General features: G+C 29.2%; 21 protein-coding genes. 7 read left to right on the forward strand and 14 right to left on the reverse strand.

Annotated features, from left to right (window positions below; all coding sequences use genetic code 11):
• Nucleotides 1–9: 9 nt before the first annotated feature.
• A complete protein-coding gene (locus tag AB2B44_RS04055) occupies nt 10–1,374 on the forward strand; it encodes an alanine/glycine:cation symporter family protein (protein WP_369048266.1) in 1,365 nt (454 codons plus the stop codon).
• Between the two features lie 141 nt (nt 1,375–1,515).
• Here the strand turns inward: AB2B44_RS04055 and AB2B44_RS04060 are convergent, their stop codons facing one another.
• The 7 genes from AB2B44_RS04060 to rpiB all read right to left on the reverse strand — a co-directional run bounded on the left by AB2B44_RS04060 (nt 1,516) and on the right by rpiB (nt 6,113).
• Entirely contained in the window at nt 1,516–2,025 is a 510-nt protein-coding gene (locus tag AB2B44_RS04060; RefSeq protein WP_369048267.1) for an NADPH-dependent FMN reductase, read from the reverse strand.
• Between the two features lie 3 nt (nt 2,026–2,028).
• Nucleotides 2,029–2,373: a DoxX family protein gene (locus tag AB2B44_RS04065; RefSeq protein ID WP_369048268.1), complete on the reverse strand. Its 345-nt coding sequence runs from the start codon at nt 2,371–2,373 to the stop codon at nt 2,029–2,031.
• A 118-nt stretch (nt 2,374–2,491) separates the two neighbouring features.
• Nucleotides 2,492–3,001, reverse strand: a complete 510-nt coding sequence (locus AB2B44_RS04070; protein ID WP_369048525.1) for a Crp/Fnr family transcriptional regulator — start codon at nt 2,999–3,001, stop codon at nt 2,492–2,494.
• Nucleotides 3,002–3,083: 82 nt separating this feature from the next.
• Nucleotides 3,084–3,746 (reverse strand): hypothetical protein, encoded by a 663-nt coding sequence (locus tag AB2B44_RS04075; protein ID WP_369048269.1) that lies wholly within the window; start codon nt 3,744–3,746, stop codon nt 3,084–3,086.
• A 21-nt stretch (nt 3,747–3,767) separates the two neighbouring features.
• Nucleotides 3,768–4,907 (reverse strand): ATP-binding protein, encoded by a 1,140-nt coding sequence (locus tag AB2B44_RS04080; RefSeq protein ID WP_369048270.1) that lies wholly within the window; start codon nt 4,905–4,907, stop codon nt 3,768–3,770.
• Entirely contained in the window at nt 4,904–5,656 is a 753-nt protein-coding gene (locus tag AB2B44_RS04085) for an SDR family NAD(P)-dependent oxidoreductase (protein ID WP_369048271.1), read from the reverse strand. The genes AB2B44_RS04080 and AB2B44_RS04085 overlap by 4 nt, the downstream gene beginning before the upstream one ends.
• Nucleotides 5,657–5,678: 22 nt before the next feature.
• On the reverse strand, nt 5,679–6,113 hold the full coding sequence (rpiB, locus tag AB2B44_RS04090; protein ID WP_369048272.1) for a ribose 5-phosphate isomerase B: 435 nt from the start codon (nt 6,111–6,113) through the stop codon (nt 5,679–5,681).
• Between the two features lie 914 nt (nt 6,114–7,027).
• On the opposite strand from rpiB, the gene rnr reads away from it, so the two are divergent.
• The 3 genes from rnr (at nt 7,028) to AB2B44_RS04105 (ending at nt 10,255) form a co-directional block, all read left to right on the forward strand.
• Nucleotides 7,028–9,262, forward strand: coding sequence for a ribonuclease R (gene rnr / locus AB2B44_RS04095; protein ID WP_369048273.1), 2,235 nt, complete (start codon nt 7,028–7,030; stop codon nt 9,260–9,262).
• Between the two features lie 92 nt (nt 9,263–9,354).
• Nucleotides 9,355–10,032 carry a head GIN domain-containing protein gene (locus AB2B44_RS04100; RefSeq protein ID WP_369048274.1) on the forward strand — a complete coding sequence of 226 codons (678 nt, stop codon included), beginning with the start codon at nt 9,355–9,357 and terminating at the stop codon, nt 10,030–10,032.
• A 34-nt stretch (nt 10,033–10,066) separates the two neighbouring features.
• The gene (locus AB2B44_RS04105; RefSeq protein ID WP_369048275.1) at nt 10,067–10,255 is read left to right on the forward strand and encodes a twin-arginine translocase TatA/TatE family subunit; all 189 of its coding nucleotides are present in this window, start codon (nt 10,067–10,069) and stop codon (nt 10,253–10,255) included.
• 122 nt (nt 10,256–10,377) lie between these two features.
• On the opposite strand, the gene AB2B44_RS04110 is transcribed toward AB2B44_RS04105, so the two are convergent.
• Complete coding sequence (locus tag AB2B44_RS04110) at nt 10,378–11,292, reverse strand: SPFH domain-containing protein (protein ID WP_369048276.1); 915 nt, start codon at nt 11,290–11,292, stop codon at nt 10,378–10,380.
• A gap of 218 nt (nt 11,293–11,510) precedes the next feature.
• On the opposite strand from AB2B44_RS04110, the gene AB2B44_RS04115 reads away from it, so the two are divergent.
• Both AB2B44_RS04115 and AB2B44_RS04120 read left to right on the forward strand, forming a co-directional pair.
• On the forward strand, nt 11,511–12,179 hold the full coding sequence (locus AB2B44_RS04115; protein WP_369048277.1) for a DUF4377 domain-containing protein: 669 nt from the start codon (nt 11,511–11,513) through the stop codon (nt 12,177–12,179).
• Between the two features lie 21 nt (nt 12,180–12,200).
• Nucleotides 12,201–12,599, forward strand: a complete 399-nt coding sequence (locus AB2B44_RS04120) for a DoxX family membrane protein (RefSeq protein WP_369048278.1) — start codon at nt 12,201–12,203, stop codon at nt 12,597–12,599.
• A gap of 142 nt (nt 12,600–12,741) precedes the next feature.
• Here the strand turns inward: AB2B44_RS04120 and AB2B44_RS04125 are convergent, their stop codons facing one another.
• The 4 genes from AB2B44_RS04125 to AB2B44_RS04140 form a co-directional block, all read right to left on the reverse strand.
• Nucleotides 12,742–13,596 (reverse strand): class I SAM-dependent methyltransferase, encoded by an 855-nt coding sequence (locus AB2B44_RS04125; protein ID WP_369048279.1) that lies wholly within the window; start codon nt 13,594–13,596, stop codon nt 12,742–12,744.
• A 213-nt stretch (nt 13,597–13,809) separates the two neighbouring features.
• Nucleotides 13,810–15,687, reverse strand: coding sequence for a tRNA uridine-5-carboxymethylaminomethyl(34) synthesis enzyme MnmG (mnmG, locus tag AB2B44_RS04130; RefSeq protein ID WP_369048280.1), 1,878 nt, complete (start codon nt 15,685–15,687; stop codon nt 13,810–13,812).
• Between the two features lie 72 nt (nt 15,688–15,759).
• Nucleotides 15,760–16,173, reverse strand: a complete 414-nt coding sequence (gene ybeY, locus AB2B44_RS04135; RefSeq protein WP_369048281.1) for an rRNA maturation RNase YbeY — start codon at nt 16,171–16,173, stop codon at nt 15,760–15,762.
• Nucleotides 16,170–19,463, reverse strand: a complete 3,294-nt coding sequence (locus AB2B44_RS04140; protein WP_369048282.1) for a DUF4175 family protein — start codon at nt 19,461–19,463, stop codon at nt 16,170–16,172. Before AB2B44_RS04140 ends, ybeY begins: the two co-directional genes overlap by 4 nt.
• A gap of 111 nt (nt 19,464–19,574) precedes the next feature.
• Here AB2B44_RS04140 and gltX point away from each other — a divergent pair, with 111 nt between their 5' ends.
• Nucleotides 19,575–21,089, forward strand: a complete 1,515-nt coding sequence (gltX, locus tag AB2B44_RS04145) for a glutamate--tRNA ligase (RefSeq protein WP_369048283.1) — start codon at nt 19,575–19,577, stop codon at nt 21,087–21,089.
• A gap of 10 nt (nt 21,090–21,099) precedes the next feature.
• Here the strand turns inward: gltX and AB2B44_RS04150 are convergent, their stop codons facing one another.
• Together AB2B44_RS04150 and AB2B44_RS04155 are read right to left on the reverse strand one after the other, a co-directional pair.
• Nucleotides 21,100–21,663 carry a hypothetical protein gene (locus tag AB2B44_RS04150; protein ID WP_369048284.1) on the reverse strand — a complete coding sequence of 188 codons (564 nt, stop codon included), beginning with the start codon at nt 21,661–21,663 and terminating at the stop codon, nt 21,100–21,102.
• 74 nt (nt 21,664–21,737) lie between these two features.
• Nucleotides 21,738–22,172, reverse strand: coding sequence for a TerB family tellurite resistance protein (locus tag AB2B44_RS04155; protein ID WP_369048285.1), 435 nt, complete (start codon nt 22,170–22,172; stop codon nt 21,738–21,740).
• Between the last annotated feature and the right edge of the window lie 10 nt (nt 22,173–22,182).

The raw sequence follows: 22,182 nt of genomic DNA on the forward strand, positions 1-22,182 counted from the left end.
AAATATTTTATGTTTTCTTCTCTTCAAAATTTAGTTGCCGAATTTTCTTCTTGGATTTGGGGAATACCTTTATTAATTCTTTTAATTGGTGGCGGATTGTATTTATTTATCTATTCAGGTTTGGTTCCGTTTAGATATTTTGGTCATGCCATTGCTGTTTTAAGAGGAAAATACGACAACCCCGATTCACCAGGAGAATTATCGCATTACGAAGCCTTATCATCTGCCGTTGCAGCTACTGTTGGTATGGGAAATATTAGTGGGGTTGCTATTGCTATTGCAACAGGTGGTCCTGGAGCTCTTTTTTGGATGTGGGTTAGTGCCTTTGTGGGTATGGCTACTAAATTTTTTACCTGTAGCTTATCGATTATGTATCGAGATAAAGATGAAGATGGAAATGTAAAAGGTGGGCCTATGTACGTTATCACAGAAGGCTTAGGAAAACGATGGAAACCCTTAGCTATATTTTTTGCCTCTGCTGGCTTAATAGGTACCTTACCTGCTTTTCAAGCAAACCAATTAACCCAAACATTAATTGATGTTTTTGAAGTAAACCAAAACAACGTTTTTACGGCTAAGCTATTGTTAGGTATAGCTATTGCCATTATGGTTTCTTTAGTAATTTTTGGTGGAATTAAACGAATTGGAAAAGTTGCTGGAAAATTGGTTCCCGTAATGGTATTTATTTATTTACTAACCGTGCTTACCATTTTAATTGTAAAAATAGATCGTGTTCCCAGTGTTTTTTCATTAATTTTTTCCGATGCTTTTACAGGAAACTCTGTTTTAGGGGGCGCTTTAGGTGCCTTAATTATTACAGGGGTAAAACGTGCTGCCTTTTCTAATGAAGCAGGATTAGGTACAGCCCCAATAATGCATGGAACCGCAAAAACAAAAGAACCTATTAGAGAAGGGCTAGTAGCCATGTTAGGCCCCGCTATTGACACCCTATTAGTTTGTTCGTTAACGGCTTTAGCTATTTTAGTTTCAGGTGTTTGGAAAGGGTTTGAAGGAAATGGTATTTCAATGACTTTAGCTGCTTTTAACGCCGTTTTACCTTATAAATTAGGAAGTATTGTTTTATGTATCGCTGTTTTAATTTTTGCTTTCTCTACTCTGTTTTCTTATTCGTTTTATGGATACACGTGTTTAAGCTTTTTAACCAACTCTAAAACAGGTAAACTATACAATTATGTATATGTAATTTCAATTGTTTTAGCTGCCATTATAAAATTAGATTTTGTTATTAATTTAATTGATGGAGCTTACGCATTAATGGCAATTCCTACCATTGTTTCTACCTTAATTTTAGCCCCAAAGGTTAAAAAAGCAGCTCAAATTTATTTTAATAAGCTAAAATCAAACTCGTTTTAACTTTTATTAATAAATACATTAAAAATACGTTGAAAAATATAATGATAGGTTTGTTTAAATTAATACCTGGAAAAGTTGGTTTTATATGAAAATCTGAACAACCAAATTCTTGTCTTTGTTTGGCTCTATTTTTTGTTTATTTTAAAATTTTTTAATCATTTTTAAAAGTTGTTGATTGGCTTCTTCATTAACAATTTTTCCATCTTTAAAATTATCATAAAAACTAGGTAAACTAAATGTGTTTAGAATGGTTGCTCCAAAATAAGGTAACGTTTTTTCGGCAATGGCTAATGCCGATTTTGCTCCATTAGCTCCTGGCGAAGTGCTTAATAACAATACTTTTTTATCCGCTAAAAAACTTCTTTTGTTTCTTGATAACCAATCTAATATATTTTTAAAAAAAGCACTTATATTTCCATTGTGTTCGTTTACCGAAATAATCAATTTATCAGCCTCTGATAATTTGGTATTTAATTGTTTTATCGCTTCAGGAATACCGCTTTCTTTTTCGGTATCTTCACTATATATTACCGTTTTGTAATCGGTTAATTTAATTAGCTCTACATTGTTAATTAGCTCTACAGCATATTCTATTAGTTGTTGATTTATTGAGGTAGAGCTATTACTTCCAGCAAATGCTATTGTTTTCATATATTATTGTTTTTTATAAGTATAATAGGTTATTGCCCATAAAATAATAGCTAGAACTGCTGGCGCAAATTCACCATCATTAGCAACGATATGAGCAGATACTGCTAATATGAAATTAAAGAAAAATCCCGCATAAGCCCATTCTGTTAACGATTTATTTGTTGAAAACCAAATCGTTGCTACCCCTGCTAATTTTAATATTGCCAACGGATAAATAATATAGGTAGGATAACCTAAATTTTGAACTGATTGACTAATTTCTGCATAGTTAAAAATATACATTCCTGCCGAAAACAGCATTAGTAAACTCAATAATATTTTTGTAATTATGTGAACTTTTCGTGTCATTTTTTAAACTTTTTTAGTTAATTATACTACAAATTTACATTAGAATTTTTACCCAATAAATAATGTAGATTAAGAAAAGCTTACAAATAAAACAATTGTAATTATTTAAAAAGTTGAGTTATTGTTTTTTAGTCCAATTACTACGTATTTTACTTAATGCTTCTGGAGTTATACCTAAATAAGAGGCAATCATTTTTTGTGGAATACGCTGTAACAATTGAGGATATGTATTTATAAAGTGTTGATATCGTGTTAAAGCTGATGTACTCATTAACATAATTACTCGCTCTTGTAAAACACTTGTTCGTTTTAATAAGCGATAAAATTCGGTCTTATAAAATTCAACCGAACAACTTTCGGTAGTATCAAAAAAATTGGAATTAATAATTTCAATTTCAGAGTCTTCTAACGTGTCGATAAACAATTCGGCAGGCTTATTTTGTATAAAAGCTACATTATCGTTAATTGTCCACTTTTCAGGAGCAAACATAAAAATATGTTCTTTACCTTTTGAGTCTATAGTATAACTACGTAATAACCCCTTTTTTACAAAATAAATATTTAAATTTTGTTGCCCTTGAACCTGTAAAACCGTTCCTTTTTTAATATATCTAGTTTGTTTCTCGATTTTAGTTTGTTTTTTAGATTAAGAACTGGTTTTTGCAATTCCGAGTGGATTTGACTACGTCCAAATCCACTCGGAATTGCAGTTATACATTGTTGGCTATAGTTTTTTTTCTTCTAAATATTTTTCTTAATCCAAAGAATAAGGCTATAAATCCAATTATGTACATTATATAGTTTTCCTCCCTTTTTTCTTTTGCAATTCCTATATTTTCTCGATTTATTATAGACCTAACTTCAAGGTCATTTAGAATTATATTTTTTAATTCATTTGGACTAATTTTTCTATCTACCTTCTTTAAGTCGATTTCCAAGCAATTTAAATTATCTCTTTGAATTTTTTCTAATTTTTCGTTTCCAATGAAACTCGTAACAGCCAATTCAATTAGCCATTTTTGATTTAATTCAATATTTTCAATTATTACATCAGGTTTGTAATCAGTCAGTGAAACTTCAATTTCAGATTTGGAATAGTTGAAAAATGTATTATCAAATAGTCTAATTGAATTGTTTTCTGCAACTATTTGTTTTGCTAAAAGATGAAGAGCCGTTTCAATTCCGCCTTTACAATCAGATTCAATTTCGTGTCTGAAGTGAATCTCTATTTTGTTATTTTTATTATTAACAGCAATTAATTTTTCTCCACATTCGACACATTCACAATTACATTTCAATCCGTTTTCAACTATTGAAATATGAGTAATTTTTTCAGTTCCAATTATTTTTCCTAATGTAATTTTAGCACTCATTTTTTAAATTGTAGCCAACATTTAACTATACTTAACTTTTCGTATAACCCGCATAGCTTCTTTATATTTTATATAGGTTATTTTATCTTCTAAATTTCGTATGTATTCTTTTGCTTTTTCTAATTTTTTTTTGGCATCTAAAAAACCATTAAGATAACAAATTAAATACGTGTTTGGTAAACGATAAACATCTTCGTGCTCTGTTACCGAAAGCGGCACTTTTTTTTCAATTTTATAAATTATACGATTGTTATTTTTATAAATATGTTCAATAATAACTGGGTTGTATTTTGGCGGTTCAAATAAAAACTCGGTACTTATATCATGTTTGCCATTTTCTTTAAAATTAATAATGGTTTTTTCTAACGGATGATGAATTTCTTTTTTATCAATACCTAATAAAATATATTCGGTAATTATAAACGATTGCTCGTTATACTTTATTTGTACCTCATCTAATGAAGAAAAAAATAAACGAACTTGCTCGTTTATTAATTCAATATCAACTCGCGAATAAAATGTTTTATTATTAATTATCGATTTTTTACCTGCCCAACACAATACAAATTGTTCGTTAAAAACCTTGTATTGTGGGTGGTATTCTGGTTTGTGCCTATTAATAAAATCAAAAACACCATCTAATGTTAATTTTATATTGCTACTCGCATTTTTTTCAATTGCTTCAACAATAGCTTGATTGGTATTTTTAAGCTCAAAAGGTCCATTAACCGACATAGAGTTACTTCCTCTACGATAAAAAATTGTTTTTTGTTTATATTTCCATATATTCTTTTTCAACGATGTAACAGTATTGTTTGGATATATGGTTACTAAACCCACCACTTTATGACGAGGTAATCGCGGAAAAGGTACATTTTCGTATTCTATTTTTGGAGGATTTTCTAAATACGCATTTACTAAATTTTGAATTTTACTATCGTCAAAAAAATCAACTCCTATAATTTTATTTTCTTCATCTTCTACACCAATTACTATATACGAGTTATTAACTGGGTTTGAATTAGAAAGAGCACAAATATGTTTTAAAAATTTTGCTTTTCCTTCTTTAGAATCGAGTGATATCCGTTGCTTTTTATCATAAAAACTATTCTCATCATTATGAGATAATAAGTTTTTAATCAAAAGGCGTTTATTAATCATTGTTTATTTAATATCGTTGCACTGGCTTGTGCTGTGGGGTATACAACCAAATCTTCTATATTTACATGATAAGGTCGTGTAATTACAAAATAAATTATATCTGCAATATCTTTTGCTTGTAAGGGTTTATAACCGGCATAAACTTGTTTTGCTCGTTCTTTATCACCTTTAAAACGGACTTCAGAAAATTCGGTTTCAACAGCTCCTGGATGAATGGCACTTACCCGTATATTGTGTTTGTTTAAATCAATTCGCATAGCTTTATTTAAAGCATCAACAGCATATTTAGAAGCACAATATACATTACCATTGGGGTACACTTGTTTAGCAGCAATTGAACCAATATTTACAATAAATCCACTATTATTTTTAACCATTTTCGAAATAATGGCTTTTGAAACATACAATAGTCCTTTAACATTACCATCTATCATTGCATCCCAATCATCAATACTTCCGTCTTGTATAGAACTCAATCCATGAGCATTACCTGCATTGTTAATTAAAATATCAATGTTTTTAAAATTTTCAGGTAAACTGTTAATTGCATTTTCAACCTGTTCTTTATAACGAATATCAAATTGTAAAGTCGTTACTTTTGTTTTTTTTGACAGTTGTTGTTCTAATGCTTTAAGTTTATCAACACGCCTACCACAAAGCACCAAGTTTATGTTATTTTCAGCAAATATTTCTGCAGTAGCCTTGCCTATTCCAGAAGTTGCCCCTGTTATAAAAGCTGTTTGTTGCATAACTTAATTTTTTAATTGAAAATTATAAACAACAAGCAATTTTTTCTACTCGGTTTGCATGGCGTCCACCCTCAAATGGAGTATTTAAAAATATTTTTACAAAACCTAAGGCTTGTTGTAACGATACAAAACGAGCAGGAATAGATAACACATTTGCATTATTATGCTGACGAGTGAGTTGAACCAACTCATTATTCCAACACAAAGCCGCTCGTATTCCTTGATGTTTATTCGCTGTCATTTGAGCTCCATTACCACTTCCACATAAAATAATACCCATATCTGCTTGCCCTGTTTCTACAGCTTCTGCTGTTGGGTGTATTGTGTCTGGATAATCCATACTATTGGTATCATTAGTACCAAAATTTATAACCGTATGCCCGTCTTTTTCTAATTGTTTTATAATTTCAAATTTGTATTCGGTTCCTGCGTGATCATTACCTATAGCAATTGTCATATTAAATTGATTTTTATTTACTTATATACCACAAAAATATAGAAATTAACCATTATCAACAGTTATAAACAATTAAAATTTATACATTTTTAATAACTCTTTAATTATTACGTTTTTAAGTGATTTATCTTAATGTTAAGAAGTTATTATAAAAAATATAAAAGTTTTTTTGGTAGTTTTAAAATTAATAACAATACAAAACTGTAAATAACTTATGCAAATTTTTTTATTGATTTTTGATAAAAAATTATCAATATTTAATCAACTATTTATTTACATAAATTAACTATTTATTTATTAATAAAACGAGGTTAATTATTGTTTTTAAAATTGTTAATATCTCTATTTAAAGTTTCATTTATAACACTTTAAAAAACAAATAAACTGTTAATGATTTTTAATAAATCTATTAAACAACAAAAAATAAAAAAATTTATAGTAGTTATTCACACACTATTATAACCATCATATTTTTTAAAATTTAAATTTAAATATTTTGATTATAATTTATATTGTTGATAAGTAAAATTGAAAAATAAATATGTGAAATATTAATTTAGAATATTCATATAAATTAATATGCTTATTCTTTTTTTTGATTTTTAACCAATACTACAGAATCTTGTTGTTTGTTTAGGTTTTTAACAGATAAATCTTTTGTTTTTAAAGTAGCATTTATTAGTATTACTGTAATTATAATACCACCTATAAAAATAGAAATAAATAAAGCTATTATGTTACGTAAACTTTTCACATCAATATACTAAACTTAGTATATTAAAAACGAATAATTTTAACAAATGTTACACTTTTATTAAGTTTTTTTTAACGTTTTAAAAAAACATAACATTTATTTAATTCTTTTAGCTTTAATTTTATTTGTACTTTGGCAAAAAATATAAGTTGAAAGATTAATGTCTAGAAAGAAAAAAATCTATAAAAAAAAGGGAAAAGTAATAAAAAATCTTACCCAAAATATTTTAAAAATACTTCATCAAGATAGCAATAAACAATACAATTATAAGCAATTAGCGGTTAAAATGGGTGTTTCTGATACTGACGGAAAAACACAAATACTACATAAGTTAACAGAATTAGCGGTTAATAAAAAAATAAAAGAAGTTGAAAGAGGTAAATTTCAAATAAATGAAAATAAAAAGTATCACATCGGTACTTTAGATGTTACTTCTAATGGAAATGCATATTTTATTTCTGATGATTTTGAGCATGATATTTTTGTCCCGTCTGTTAATTTAGGAAAAGCGTTACACGATGATACTGTACGTGTTTATGTATATAAAAAGCGTAGAAGTGATAAATTAGAAGCCGATGTTGTTGAAATAATAGAAAGAGCCAAAACTGAGTTTGTAGGTGTATTACAAATGCATAAAAATTTTGGATTTGTATTACCTGATAGTAATAAAATGTATGCAGATATCTTTGTTTCGCAAAGTAAATTAAACAATGCACAGCATGGAGATAAAGTTGTTGTTAAAATTACCGATTGGCCAGAAAACTCTAAAAATCCATTTGGAAAAATAACTCAGGTTCTTGGTAAACCAGGTGATCATAATACTGAAATTCATTCTATTTTATTAGAATATGGTTTGCCATATGAGTTTCCTACTGAAGTAGAAAAAGAAGCAAAAAAACTTCCTATTGAAATTACTAAAGATGAAATAGCTAAACGTAGAGATATGAGAGGTGATTTAACTTTTACTATCGATCCAAAAGACGCAAAAGATTTTGACGATGCATTATCATTTACCCAATTAGAAAACGGAAACTATGAAATAGGTATTCATATTGCCGATGTATCGCATTATGTACAACCTAAAACTATTTTAGATAATGAAGCTTACGATAGAGCCACATCGGTATATTTAGTTGATAGAGTAGTACCTATGCTACCAGAAATGTTAAGTAACGGAGTATGTTCATTACGACCTAATGAAGAAAAACTTACCTTTTCTGCAGTATTCGAAATTAATGAAAAAGCACAGGTTATAAACCAATGGTTTGGTAGAACAGTAACTTATTCTGATAAACGCTTTGCTTATGAAGAAGCTCAGGCGTTAATAGAACAAAATAAAGATACAAATGTTGCTTTAAAAGATGTTAATAAACTTAAATGTGTAGTTCCTGCCAATGTTTCGTTAACAGGTAAAGAATATCAAGTAGATAAAAATATTGTACAAGCTACATTAAAATTAAACGAATTAGCTAAAATGATGCGTAAAAAACGAATGCAATCAGGAGCTATTTCATTTGATAGGGTTGAAGTAAAATTTCATTTAGATAATAATGCTAATCCTACAGGAGTATATTTTAAAGAAGCTAAAGATGCTAATAAACTTATAGAAGAGTTTATGTTACTAGCTAATAAAAAAGTAGCAGAATTTGTAGGGTTGTTTAAAGGTAGACCTACTAATAAAACATTTATATATCGTATACATGACGAACCTGATGTAGAAAAATTAGCATCATTGCAAAATGTTATTAGTAAATTTGGTTATAAAATTAATACCGAAACGCGTCAAACAACGTCTAATAGTTTAAATAAATTGTTAGCTGATGTACATGGTAAAGGAGAGGCTAATATGGTAGAAACCTTAGCTATTCGTTCGATGAGTAAAGCAGCATATACTACACAAAATATTGGTCATTACGGATTAGCTTTTGATTATTATAGCCATTTTACTTCACCTATACGTAGATATCCAGATGTAATGACACATCGGTTACTACAACACTATTTAGATGGTGGAAAATCACCAAAAGCTGAAGAATATGAAGTAAAATGTAAGCATGCTTCAAAAATGGAAGAATTAGCAGCTAAAGCCGAAAGAGATTCTATAAAATACATGCAAGTAAAATATATGGAAAACCATAAAGATGAAGTATTTGAAGGGGTGATTTCTGGTGTTACTGAGTGGGGAATTTACGTTGAAATTAAATCAAATAAGTGCGAAGGTATGGTTCGTATTAAAGATATAAAAGACGATTATTATATTTTTGATGAAAAACAATATGCTGTTGTTGGTCAATCAACTAAAAGTATTATTCAGTTAGGTGATGAAGTAATGGTAAAGGTAAAACATACCGATTTAGAGCGAAAACACTTAGATTTTGATTTAATTTCTCACTAAATAATTTTGTATTTTATACACTAAATATCGATATTTATTATTATAATTGGTATAGTTATTGACTATGATTTAATTAACTAATGGATTTTATTATGAAAAAATTAGCATTTTTATGTTTGTTTCTAATAGTTTTAAAAACGTTAGGACAAACAACTATTAGTCAAAATTTAGGAGACTTTAATGAAATTAAAGTTTACAATGGTATTGAGGTAGAACTTATAAAATCAACGGTTCAAAAAGCTGAAATTTCTGGTGCTAAAGCAGATAAAGTTACCATAAAAAATGACGGAAAAACATTAAAAATTCTTTTAAAATTACCTGAAACATTAGCTAGTGATAAAGCAATGGTAAGGTTATATTATAATAAAAATATTGCTATTATTGATGGAAATGAAGGGGCTACAATTACGGGTAAAGATTTGAATCAGCCAGAACTAGAGGTAAAAGTACAAGAAGGCGCCTTTATAAACTTAGTTGTAAATACCAATTATTTAAAAGTTAAAGCATCTTCTGGAGGTGTTTTAAAACTTTCAGGAACAACTAAAAATCAAGAAGTTAATGTAGATTTAGGTGGTGTTTATCATGGGTATAAACTTTTAGCTCGTGATCTCTCTATAGTTAATGCTGGTTCTGGTGCCAAAGCAGAAATTAATGCAGGTGATATATTAGATTTAAAGGTAACCTTTGGAGGTTCAATTTATTACAAAGGAGAACCTAAATCGTTAAAAAATAAAAAAGTTATTGGAGGTATTATAGAACAGCGTAGTTAAATTTCATATCTTTGTAGCGTAAAAATAAATTAAAATGATTTCAAATACAATATTTTTAGGAATTGTAGGACCAACACAGGTTGTTGTAATTGTAGCTTTGATTTTATTAATGTTTGGTGGTCGTAAAATTCCTGAATTGATGCGTGGTTTAGGTACTGGTATCAAAGAATTTAAAGATGCCACTAAATCAGACAAAGAATCGAAAGAAGACGAAACCAAGTAGTTTTTCTTAATTAAGCAGTTAATTAAGTATTATTTAAATACTTAGTTATTCTTGGTAAAAAAGCCAAAAACAATATTTTAATTGTTTTTGGCTTTTTTATTTTTAGCTTAAATTTTAAAAAATTAAGATTTACTACCTCTTTTTTTCATTGCCTCTCCTATTTGATTACTAGCAGTAAAACTAGCCACCATATCGTTTAACATATTACTACCAGCTTGAGGTGAGTTAGGCAATAGTATTAAATTACTGTTGGTTTCTTGTCCAATAGATTGTAATGTATCGTAATGTTGTGTTACTACAATTAAAGCAGATGCTTCTTGGCTATTAATACCTACTTTGTTTAATACTTCTACACTTTCTTCTAATCCACGTGCAATTTCGCGACGTTGATCGGCAATACCTTGACCTTGTAAACGTTTACTTTCTGCTTCAGCTTTTGCTTTTTCAACAATTAAAATACGTTGTGCATCACCCTCATACTGTGCAGCAACCTTTTCTCGTTCAGCAGCATTTATACGGTTCATAGCCGCTTTTACTTGCGAATCAGGATCAATATCGGTTACTAAAGTTTTAATAATATCGTAACCATAATCTATCATGGCATCATTTAGCTCTGATTTTACAGCGATAGCAATATCATCTTTTTTAACAAAAACATCATCTAATTTCATTTTTGGAACCTCAGCACGAACCACATCAAAAACATAACTTGTAATTTGTTCGTGTGGATAATCTAATTTATAAAAAGCATCATATACTTTGTCTCTAATTACCTTATATTGTACAGATACTTTTAGTTTTACAAAAACATCATCTAAAGTTTTAGTTTCTACAATTACATCTAATTGTTGTATTTTTAAACTTAATTTTCCCGCTATTCTATCTGCTACAGGTATTTTAAGCTGTAACCCTGAATGACGAATACTTTGAAAGCGACCAAAACGTTCTACTATTGCAGCTGTTTGCTGTTTTACTATAAAAAAAGAGGCTAAAAGAATAACGAGTGCTAAAAAAATGATTGGAAAAAACACGACCATAGAAATTTAATTATAAAGTTAATTTGTTAAAGATACTAATTGAGTTCTGATTTACAAGAGCTCGAAGATATAATTTGTTTATTTTCTTTTTTTTTCTCATTATTTATATGTACTATTATAATCTTAGTATTTTTGTTATAATTTCATGTTTTAATAAAAAAGGCATGCTAATTGTATAAATAATTATTATTTATTTAAACTTATATACATTTATTTTTATGAAAAAGTTAGCTTATTTAGTAATGGTATTAGTTGTAAGCTCATGTGCAACAAATCAAAAAATATTATGGGTAAATAGTAGTAAAGCTCCTTGTACTGGTGTTGGCTCTACTAAATGTTTATTAGTACAAAAAGGAGATTATTTAGATGACTCTAAATGGCAACTTTTTAATGGCAATATAGAAGGGTTTACATATATTCCTGGTATTATTTATAAGTTAAAAGTTAGTGTTGAAGATTTAGATACTAAAACGTTGCCCGCCGATGCTTCTTCAAAAAAATATAAATTAATAAAAGTGATGTCTAAAAAATCAGATTTAAAATTTAGATTAAATGATAATTGGATTTTAACGCATATTAAAGGAGAAAAAATTCAATTAAATAATAAAAATGGACAACCCCGTTTAGAAATTAATATAGCAGAAAACTATGTATCTGGTATGGCCTCATGTAATTCATTTTTTGGTAAGGTTAAAAAAATTACGGACACCCAATTAGTTTTTAGTGATCAAATTGGCTCTACTAAAATGATGTGTAAAGATATGCATGTTGAAATAGCATTTTATAATGCTTTTCGAGTTGTAAGAACGTATAAGATTGAAAATAACAACTTATATTTATTTGATGAAAACAATACGGAAGTTTTACGTTTTAAAAAAGTTGATTAATTTAATATAACTTTAAACAATATGCCTTTATTACAAACACATATAACTGAAATTTTAATGCTTCTTTTTTTAGTTGTTACTTTTTTTCAATCAGGTATTGATAAAGTTACAGATTGGAAAGGAAACGTATCTTTTGTTAAAGATCATTTTAAACATACATCGATTAAAAATTTTACGTCTTTGTTATTAGCTGTTATTTTAGTGATAGAAATTTTAGCAGGAGCTTTAATGTTTGTTGGAATTTTTAATTTAGCAATTACTGGAAATAAAGATAATGCTTTGTTGGGAGTTGAATTGGCAGCGTTATGTTTAATTTTTTTATTAATAGGTCAACGCTTAGCAAAAGATTATGTAGGCGCAATGAGTTTGACAGTATATTTTATCCTTACCATTTTTTGCTTATATCTTTTAAATAAATAAAATTGATATAAATATTTAAAACAATAAAAATTTGTTATTACAAATTGCTTTAAAACACCGTTTTTAAGCGACTTTTATTTTTTATAACCACAAAGCTTTAACTTCTTTTTATTTTTAAAACAGAGGCTTTTAAAAAAGCTTTTTAGCTATTTTTTAATATATATATATGAGATGAAAACTCTTTTGAGTGGTTTGCTTTTAAATTTGAAAAAAAACCTATCCAAAAACCTTTTATTATATTCATTTTGCCAGTTTTATATTTTTCAGATAAAAGAGAAACATAATAAGCATCAAATTTCATAGGTACTATTTTTACCAGTTTTATCGTTTCATTAGAAAATAGTTTTTTAATACTGGTTTTAGAAAAATGCCATAAATGTCTGGGTACATCATATGCCGCCCAAAAATTTTTGTAATATTTTGCATCGTAACTTTTGTAATTGGGTACAGCAATAATTAGCCAACCATTTTCTTTTAATAGTAATTTTAAATTTTCAATATATTCTACTAAATTTTCAACGTGTTCTAGTACGTGCCACATTGTTATAACATCAAATTTTTGATCTGTTATTTCTGTTATCGATTCTTTTAAATCTATGCCTTTTTTCAAAGCAACTTTTTGAGCTTTTAAGTTAGGTTCAACCCCAGATACATTCCAGTTATTATTTTTACAGGTTAATAAAAAATCACCTGTTCCGGCACCGATGTCCAAAATAGTTTTAGTGTTTGGTTTTAATGAGTTTATTAGCGTTAGTTTTTTTTGTAGGGTATATTTTTTTACGAGTTGGTATATTTTTTCAAACCAATTTTTTTTACCGTCAGTATGTGAAATATAATTTTCACTTTCGTAATAAGATGCTAAATTTTTAGGTACAGGCAAGGTAACCAACATGTCCATGTCTGTATTTTTTTTTAGCTCAAAATTTTCATTTGAAACCGAGTAATCTTTTATGTTTAAATAGGGCTCAAGATTTTTATAAAAATTAGGGTGATTCATTTTTTTATAGTTGGTTTAAACATTAAACACATTCGTTTTTATAAATGTTTTTTATTTTTTATTTTACTTTTTATGAAGGCATAAATTCAAAAAAATATTTACAGTTTACCTGTATTATTATGTTGTGGTTTCTTTTTTATAAAAATGTTCCTCGTGGAACACTGTTTGTTTTTTATGTTTTTACAACAGTGTTCCACGAGGAACATTTTTGCTTTATCTACCCATATATACTAAAAGAACCGAAATATCACTAGGTGATACACCACTTATTCTACTTGCTTGTGATATGGACACAGGTTGTATTTTGCTTAGTTTTTCTCGAGCCTCATATGATAATGATTTTACTTTTGAATAGTTGAAATTTGATGGTATTGGAACGTTTTCTAAGCGATTTAATTTATCGGCATTGTTTTTTTCTTTTTCTATATATCCTGCATATTTTATATAAATTTCAGCCTGTTCAATAACTTCATTATTTATTTTGTGTTCAGAAATAAATTGCTCTAGTTTGTCAATTGCTCTAAAATCTATAAATGCTAATTGAGGTCTTGAAGCAATTTTTATAAGCTTCATAGATTGGTTTATTGTGGCTAAATTTTTAGCTTCTAAAATAGGGTTTACCTCTTCTTTACTTACACTTAAATTTTTAATAAACGATAGTAGTTTTTCTGTTTTTTCTTGTTTTTCTAAAACAAGATCCATACGTTCTTTTGATGCTAATCCAAGGGCAAAAGCTTTTTTAGTTAACCGTAAATCGGCATTGTCTTGACGTAAGAGCGTTCTATATTCTGCCCTTGAGGTAAACATTCTATAAGGCTCTTCTGTGCCTTTTGTAATTAAATCATCTATTAAAACACCAATATAAGCTTCACTTCTTTTTAATATAAACGGATCTTTTTCGTTAACTTTTAATGCGGCATTTATACCAGCCATTAATCCTTGTGCAGCAGCTTCTTCATAACCTGTTGTGCCATTTATTTGTCCTGCAAAAAATAAGTTATTAATTAATTTCGTTTCTAAGTTATGTTTTAATTGAGTGGGAGGAAAATAATCATATTCTATAGCATAACCATATCTAAAGAATTTTACGTTTTCAAAACCAGGTATTAATCGAATAGCTTTGTCTTGAATGTCTTCAGGTAAAGACGTTGAAAATCCGTTTACATAGGTTTCTACAGTATTCCAACCTTCTGGCTCTACAAATATTTGATGGCGTTCTTTAGTGGCAAAACGATCTATTTTATCTTCTATAGAAGGGCAATATCTAGGCCCGGTAGATTGTATTCTACCGTTAAACATAGGCGATCTATCAAAACCTTCGCGTAGTAAACGGTGTACTTCGTTATTAGTATAGGTTAAATAACAAGAGCGTTGCTTTTCTAACGGCTGAGTTATCGGCAGATATGAAAATTTTTCTGGATTTGAATCTCCAGGCTGTTCGGTCATTTTACTATAATCTAACGATCTACCATCTACTCTTGGTGGTGTACCTGTTTTCATTCGACCATGTTCAAAACCTTTAGCAACCAAATCTTCGGTAATACCTGTTGAAGCTCTTTCACCAGCTCTACCCCCACCAAATGTTTTTTCGCCAATATGTATTAATCCATTTAAAAAAGTACCTGCGGTAACAATTACAGCTTTTGCTTTTATTTCTAATCCTAAGCTTGTTTTTACACCAATTATTTTGTTTTTTTCAAAAAGAAGTCCGTTTACGGAGTCTTGATAAAAGTCTAAATTAGGTGTTTGTTCTAATAGGTTTCTCCAAGTTTCGGCAAATTGCATTCTGTCCGATTGCGCTCTTGGACTCCACATGGCAGGCCCTTTAGATTTATTAAGCATTTTAAACTGTATCGCTGTTTTGTCGGTTACTATACCGCTATAACCACCAAGAGCATCAATTTCTCTAACAATTTGTCCTTTTGCTATTCCGCCCATAGCGGGATTACAACTCATTTGCGCAATATTTTGCAAATTCATTGTAATTAATAAGGTTTGTGCCCCCATGTTGGCACTTGCAGCAGCAGCTTCACTTCCTGCATGACCGCCACCAACGACTATAACATCATAGATTGTTGTAAACAAACTCATTCTTCTACGGTTTTAAAAAATAATTAATGCATTTTATGTTTCACGTGAAACTTTTATTTAAGTAGTTGAAAATCAAATGTTTAAAAAACTTAAACATTCGTTTTCTTTATTTCTCATTTGCTTTTTTTCTGCTTCAGTTTTGTCTTTTAAACCCATATAATGTAAAATTCCATGAATGATTACTCGGTGTAATTCATTGGTAAAAGAAACATTAAAAAGGCTAGCATTTTCTTCTACCCTTTCAACAGAAATATAAATATCACCACTAATAAGCTTACCCATTGTGTAATCAAAACTAATAATATCGGTAAGGGTATCGTGTTGTAAAAACTCAACATTTAATTTGTGTAAATAAGCATCATCACAAAAAATATAATTAATCTCACCAATTTCGAATTGGTTGTTTTTGATACAATTTGAAATCCAAGTTTTAGTGTTTTCTTCATTAGAAAGCGTAAAGTCTATTTCGTAATTAAAATGTATCATTGTTTTTTATGTTCTTCAGGTACAGAAAAATATTCTTGCACCTTTTTTTTATAATTTTGGCGCAAAGGTAATGATTGTCTGTTTAAAATTTCTGTTTCATTATAAAACAACTTTTTAAATATTAGCTCTTTAGCCGTATTTTTTTGATATTTTTTGGTATTGGTATTCGATTTTCGCTTTTGTTCTTCTCCTTGTTCAAAGGCTGCTTTATCTAATTTTAATAATTGATAATTGAGCCTTTTCATTTTTTCAACAATTTGTTTGGTAAGTCCTTTTTCTAAGATTTGGTTTTCCAATTCTTCCATCTCTTTTATAGCCTTTATAGCTTCTTTTGTACCTCCTTCATTTTGCTTTATAATATCTTCTAATTGTTGTCGTAATTGGGCTTGTTTTTTATAGATTTCGTATGTTTTTTCGTTTGATTGTTCGCTATTATCTCCTTTTTTTCCTTCTTTTTTACCATCTTCTCCTTCTTTAGGTTTACCGTCATTACCTTTTTTTAGGTCTTGTTCCATTTGTTTTAACAAATCGCCTTGTTTTTCAATAATATCAGGCAAACTAAACTCTTTTTTTTCCCCTTTTTTTCCACTTCCCGAATTAGACATTGTCATATTTTGCATTTGATCTAAGGTATTACTTAACATATTGGCAAGTGTATTGGCAGCAGTCATTACATAACGTTGGTTAGAAATGCCACTAGGGAAAAGATTTTCTGAAAAATTATCTAACGATTGGTCTAAATTATAATGCGCAATAGCTAATTGATCTTGAATTTTAGAGGTAATTTTTGGCAAGCGCATCGAAAGAACAAACAAACTATCATCGATGTGTTCAAAATAGGTTTTTAAAATATGCTGTTGTTGTAAGCTTTTACCATAATTAGGATGAGATGCAGATAGGTGGCTAAAAACAGTCATTAAATTTTCTTGATCAAAAGAAAAAGTAACAAGGTTTTCTAAAATTTGTCTTAAATCGTCTATGTTTTCTTCTTGTTCTTGGGCGCTCATCATTTGCATTGCCATTTGCATTTTACCCTTCATTTGCTTCATTTTTTTCGAAGCATTTTTTTGATTTTCTTTTGCTTGCGATTGGTTTTGTTGATCTAAATTTTCTTGTGCTTTATTAAGCTCATCTTCCGTTTCTTTTTGTAAATCTTCCATTTCTGGAATATTCATAGGCTCTTTTAATTTTTCGTTATCTTGTTTTAATTTTTCAAAATCTTCTTTAGTTTTTTCAAATTCTTTGTTTAGTTTTTCTTGCTCTTCAGACGAGGTGTTTTTTTTGGCAAGCTCATCTTGTTTTTTAGCCAATTCGTCTAATTTATTGGCGAGTTGGTTCATTTTTTGCTCTACGTAAAAGCGCTTGGTGAGTTCTAATATTCGCTCTAAACTTCGTTCTTGTTGTTTGTTTTGTTGCGATAGCTCTTTGGCTTTTTTTATTAAATTTTCTTTGTCTAATTTTTCAGCCATTTTACGCAGTTCGTCTAACAACTTTTCTTGTTTTTCAATTTTTTTAAGTTCATCTATTCTGTTTTTCAGCTCGTCTTTTTTTTGCGTTAACTTTTCGGTAGGGTCGTCTTTTTTGTCAAAATTTTCTTTTAATTTTTCGGTTTGACGCTCCATCATGTTTTTATATTGTTCTTGACGTTTTATAAAGCTTTCAATTTTTTTTTGATCGGTCCAATTAGCATTCTTTTTATTTTGTAAATCAAACTGAATTTTCTCTAATTTTTCTTTATTTTGTTGTTGTTGTTCAAGTGAGTTTTGCAAATCATTAATAACATTTTTTTGTTCTTTTAATAATTCTTCATCTATTTCTTGTGTTGTTTTTTGGCGATAAGAAAACTTTTTGCTTGTTGTTTTTTTACTGCCATTAACCCGATCGTTATCATATACTTGAAAAAACAATTGGTAATTAATACCCTCTTGTAAGTTTAATCCGTCTGGAAATTGATAAAAGAAAGATTGAATATTTTTTTTGTGTATAGGTAAATTATACGTTTGTTGTAGCTGTGGGCTATTTTCGTTGTAATATACCAGCTCTAATTTTTCAATACCATAATCATCAGCGATTTGCCCTGCAAATTGTGCAGGCCCTCTAGAAATGCTATCTATATTAGATTTTACGGTAATACTAGGGTATTCATCGGGTATTACATTTATGGAGTATTGTAATTGTTCAAAATCTTTTATCTTTTTGTTCGATGAGGCAATAGTATAGTTTGTGTTTTGAAGTATTTTTTTTCTGTAATTAAATATGTTTTCTTCTTTTTTATTAAAAAAAGAGCGTTTTTCTTTATTAATAAATGCAACCGAATCGGTTTGTTTTGTTTTTACAATCCATTCAATATTTGTTCCTTGCGGAATGGTTGTATTGCCTGTACTAAGTATTAAATCATTTGGTTTGTTAATATATTTGGGGTATAGTAACCGCATTTTTACCTCTTGAATAGTTGGTGTTTTAATTACGTTTACTAAATAATTTTTTGATTGAATTCCGTTTGCTTCTACATAAAAATTAATGGGGTTGTTTACTTCGGCAAATGTGTATGAAAACAAACCGCCGCCGTTATTTTTTAAATAGTAGTGTTGATTATTAAAATAAATTTTTGCTTCTTCGGGTATTACGTTTCCTTTAGTTTCTATAAAAACAGTAAGTGGTTTACCTTGAATAACCGTTAAATTTTCATCTTTTAAAAAAAAAGAAAAAGGAGCTGGAGGCGTATAAGCGGTTCGATAATGTACCACACGGTCTAAACTTTTAGTTAGGGCTGTATTTTTACCAGTAAAAAAGGTGAGCAACCAAATAAAAATAGGGACTAGAATATACGGAATATATTTTTTGTTTTTACTAAAATCAACAGCTTTTGTAAAAGGGATAGGTTGTAACTCTCTTGATTTTTGTGCAATACTTGCCAATAATAAATCTGATTGACTGGCATTTTTTTTTAGTTGAAGTACATTTAACAATTTGTCTTTTACCTCTGGAAAATGATTGCCAATAATTTTTGAAGATTCTTCTAAAGAAATTCCTTTTTGCAAACCCATTAATTTAAAAATAGGAAAACAAATAAACCGAATTAATAAACCAAGTTCAGTTAGTATAAATAGCCAAAAAAGTATGGTTCTAGCCGTTGGTTTTAACCATAAAAAATATTCGATAAACAAGGTAAAAAATAAATATAGCAACCCTAATGAAAGAAATAAAATGCTGCCTTTTATTAGTTCGTTGGTATAATATTTACGCGTAAACTGATGTAGTTTTTCGTTTATTTTTTGATATTGTTCCATATATAAAACAATAAAAATACAAAAACATATTAATAGAATACAGTGAACCATAAAAATTGATAAGGTCTTTTTATAGATAAAAACTATCTTTGCCACTTCAAAATTAAAATAATGGAAGATACAGTTCGCGTTCGTTTTGCTCCTAGCCCAACAGGCCCTTTGCACATCGGTGGGGTTAGAACGGCTTTATTTAATTATTTATTTGCTAAAAAACATAAAGGAACCTTTATTCTTCGGATAGAAGATACCGATCAAACTCGTTATGTTGCTAATGCTGAACAGTATATTATTGACGCTTTACAATGGTGTAACATTTTATTTGATGAAGGTCCAGGTAAAAACGAAAAATATGGCCCGTATAAACAATCAGAACGTAAAGAACTATATAAAAAATATGCCGATAAATTAATTAAAAGCGGTTGGGCATATTATGCCTTTGATACAGCCGAATCGTTAGATTTACACAGAAAAAACCACGAAGAAAAAGGCAAAACATTTATCTATAATTGGCATAATAGAGAAAAATTAAACAATTCATTATCTCTTTCGGCAAATGAAGTACAGGCTAAAATTGATGCTGGTGAAAAATATGTAGTTCGTTTTAAAACGCCTCAAAATGAAACCTTGCTTATGCACGATGAAATCAGAGGCGAAATTAAAATTGATACAAATATTTTAGATGATAAAGTATTATTTAAGTCAGACGGAATGCCTACCTACCACTTAGCTAATATTGTTGACGATTATTTAATGAAAATTACTCATGTAATTCGTGGCGAAGAGTGGTTGCCCTCAATGCCATTGCATCTTTTACTCTATCGTGCTTTTGAATGGCAAGCGCCCAAATTTGCCCACCTTCCTTTAATTTTAAAACCTGCTGGAAAAGGGAAATTAAGCAAACGCGATGGTGATAAATTAGGATTTCCTGTTTTTCCGTTGTCATATACCAATGAAGTTACGGGAGAGGTTTCTAGAGGCTATCGAGAAGACGGTTATTTTCCTGAAGCATTTATAAATATGCTAGCCTTATTGGGGTGGAATCCAGGAACCGAGCAAGAGCTTTTTTCATTAGAAGAGTTAATACAAGCATTTAGCTTAAAAAGAGTTAGTAAATCGGGTGCAAAATTTAGTCCTGATAAAACCAAATGGTTTAATCAACAGTATTTACAACGGAAACCAAATGATGAATTGGCGGATTTATATTTGCCTATTTTAGAAGAAAAAAAAGTGTTAACCAACAAAGCATATGTTGAAAAAGTGGTGTCGTTAATTAAAGAACGGGCTGTTTTTGTTGCTGATTTTTGGGATTTATCTAGTTTTTTCTTCATAGCTCCGAATACTTACGATGAAAAAGCCGCGCGTAAAAATTGGAAACCAGAAACGAGTGTATTGATGACCGAATTGATAAACGTAATTACACCGATTCAAGATTTTTCATCTAGTAATACCGAAACACTTATAAAACAGTGGATTAATGACAAAGAAATAGGTTTTGGTAAAGTTATGCAGCCGCTTCGATTAAGTTTAGTAGGCGCCATGAAAGGACCTCATTTATTTGATATTATGGAGCAGATAGGTAAACCAGAAACCATTAAAAGAATACAGCAAGCAATAGCGACGTTATAAAAAGGCAAGATTAATGGTCGCACGGAAGATTAGATCTTCCAAAATCTAAATTATAAACAATCCCTAAAGTACCTTGAATATGCGAGCGCATACTTTCATAGCTTTCTAGGGAATATTTATAATATAATTGAGAGCTAACACCCCAATTTTCTTTAAACCAATAGGTTATTCCCCCTCCAAAATTAATTGTAGGGCTCATTTTTCGTTCAGAACCAACAATACTTCCCCCTACAAATGCAAAAGGAAAAAAACCACTTTGCATGCTCAACTCATTAAAATTATAACGAACAGAAGCGTCCACAGAAAAATACCGAATACTATTACTTATTAAAAAAATATCTTTAATGGTATTAAAAGACAACGCGGCATCTGCTGATAAACGCTCATTAATAGGTACGGTAAGATTAAATCGTGGTATTTGAAATAGGTATTGGTCGCCAATATATGAAACATCACTTTTAGCAAATTTAACCGCAGCCATACCCATTCCTATTTGCCAAACATTTTTATTGTTTTGTGCACTTACAAAATAAGATATAAAGAGAATGCCGATGGTTAAAAATGCTTTTTGCATAAATAATACGTTAACAAACGGTTTGTACTAAATAACTAAAATTTAGTTTTTTTATTATATAATGATACAAAAATTTATATACTATCTACTTTTTTTATTGCAGAAATAAAACTATCTAAATCATTGTCGTTCATTACTAAATGGATAGCCTCATCACAAACTTTTTCTACATTATCGTTAGAAAAATGTAAGCCAATGGCTATTTTTCTTAACAAAGCAACCTCTTCTTTAGTAACACTATCATCGGCAAAAACCATTTTTGTTAGCAAGTATAAACGCTCAATTCTTTCGTCGTAGCTTACAGGAGGGTTTACAGGAAAATTTTCGGGTTTTTCTAAAATTTTAGAATACTCTTCTTGACCTATATTTAATCTTTTTGCAGCTTTCTCTAATAATTTTTGTTCTCCATCTGTAATAACATTATCGCTTTTAGCAATTTTTACAATACTGGCAAAATGACCAATTTCTTGTTTGTGTTTTCCGCTTGAATATAAATCTGATATTGACATAGTTTTTATG

It is taken from the genome of Tenacibaculum sp. UWU-22, from assembly GCF_041021355.1.
In the GTDB taxonomy this organism is placed as follows: domain Bacteria; phylum Bacteroidota; class Bacteroidia; order Flavobacteriales; family Flavobacteriaceae; genus Polaribacter.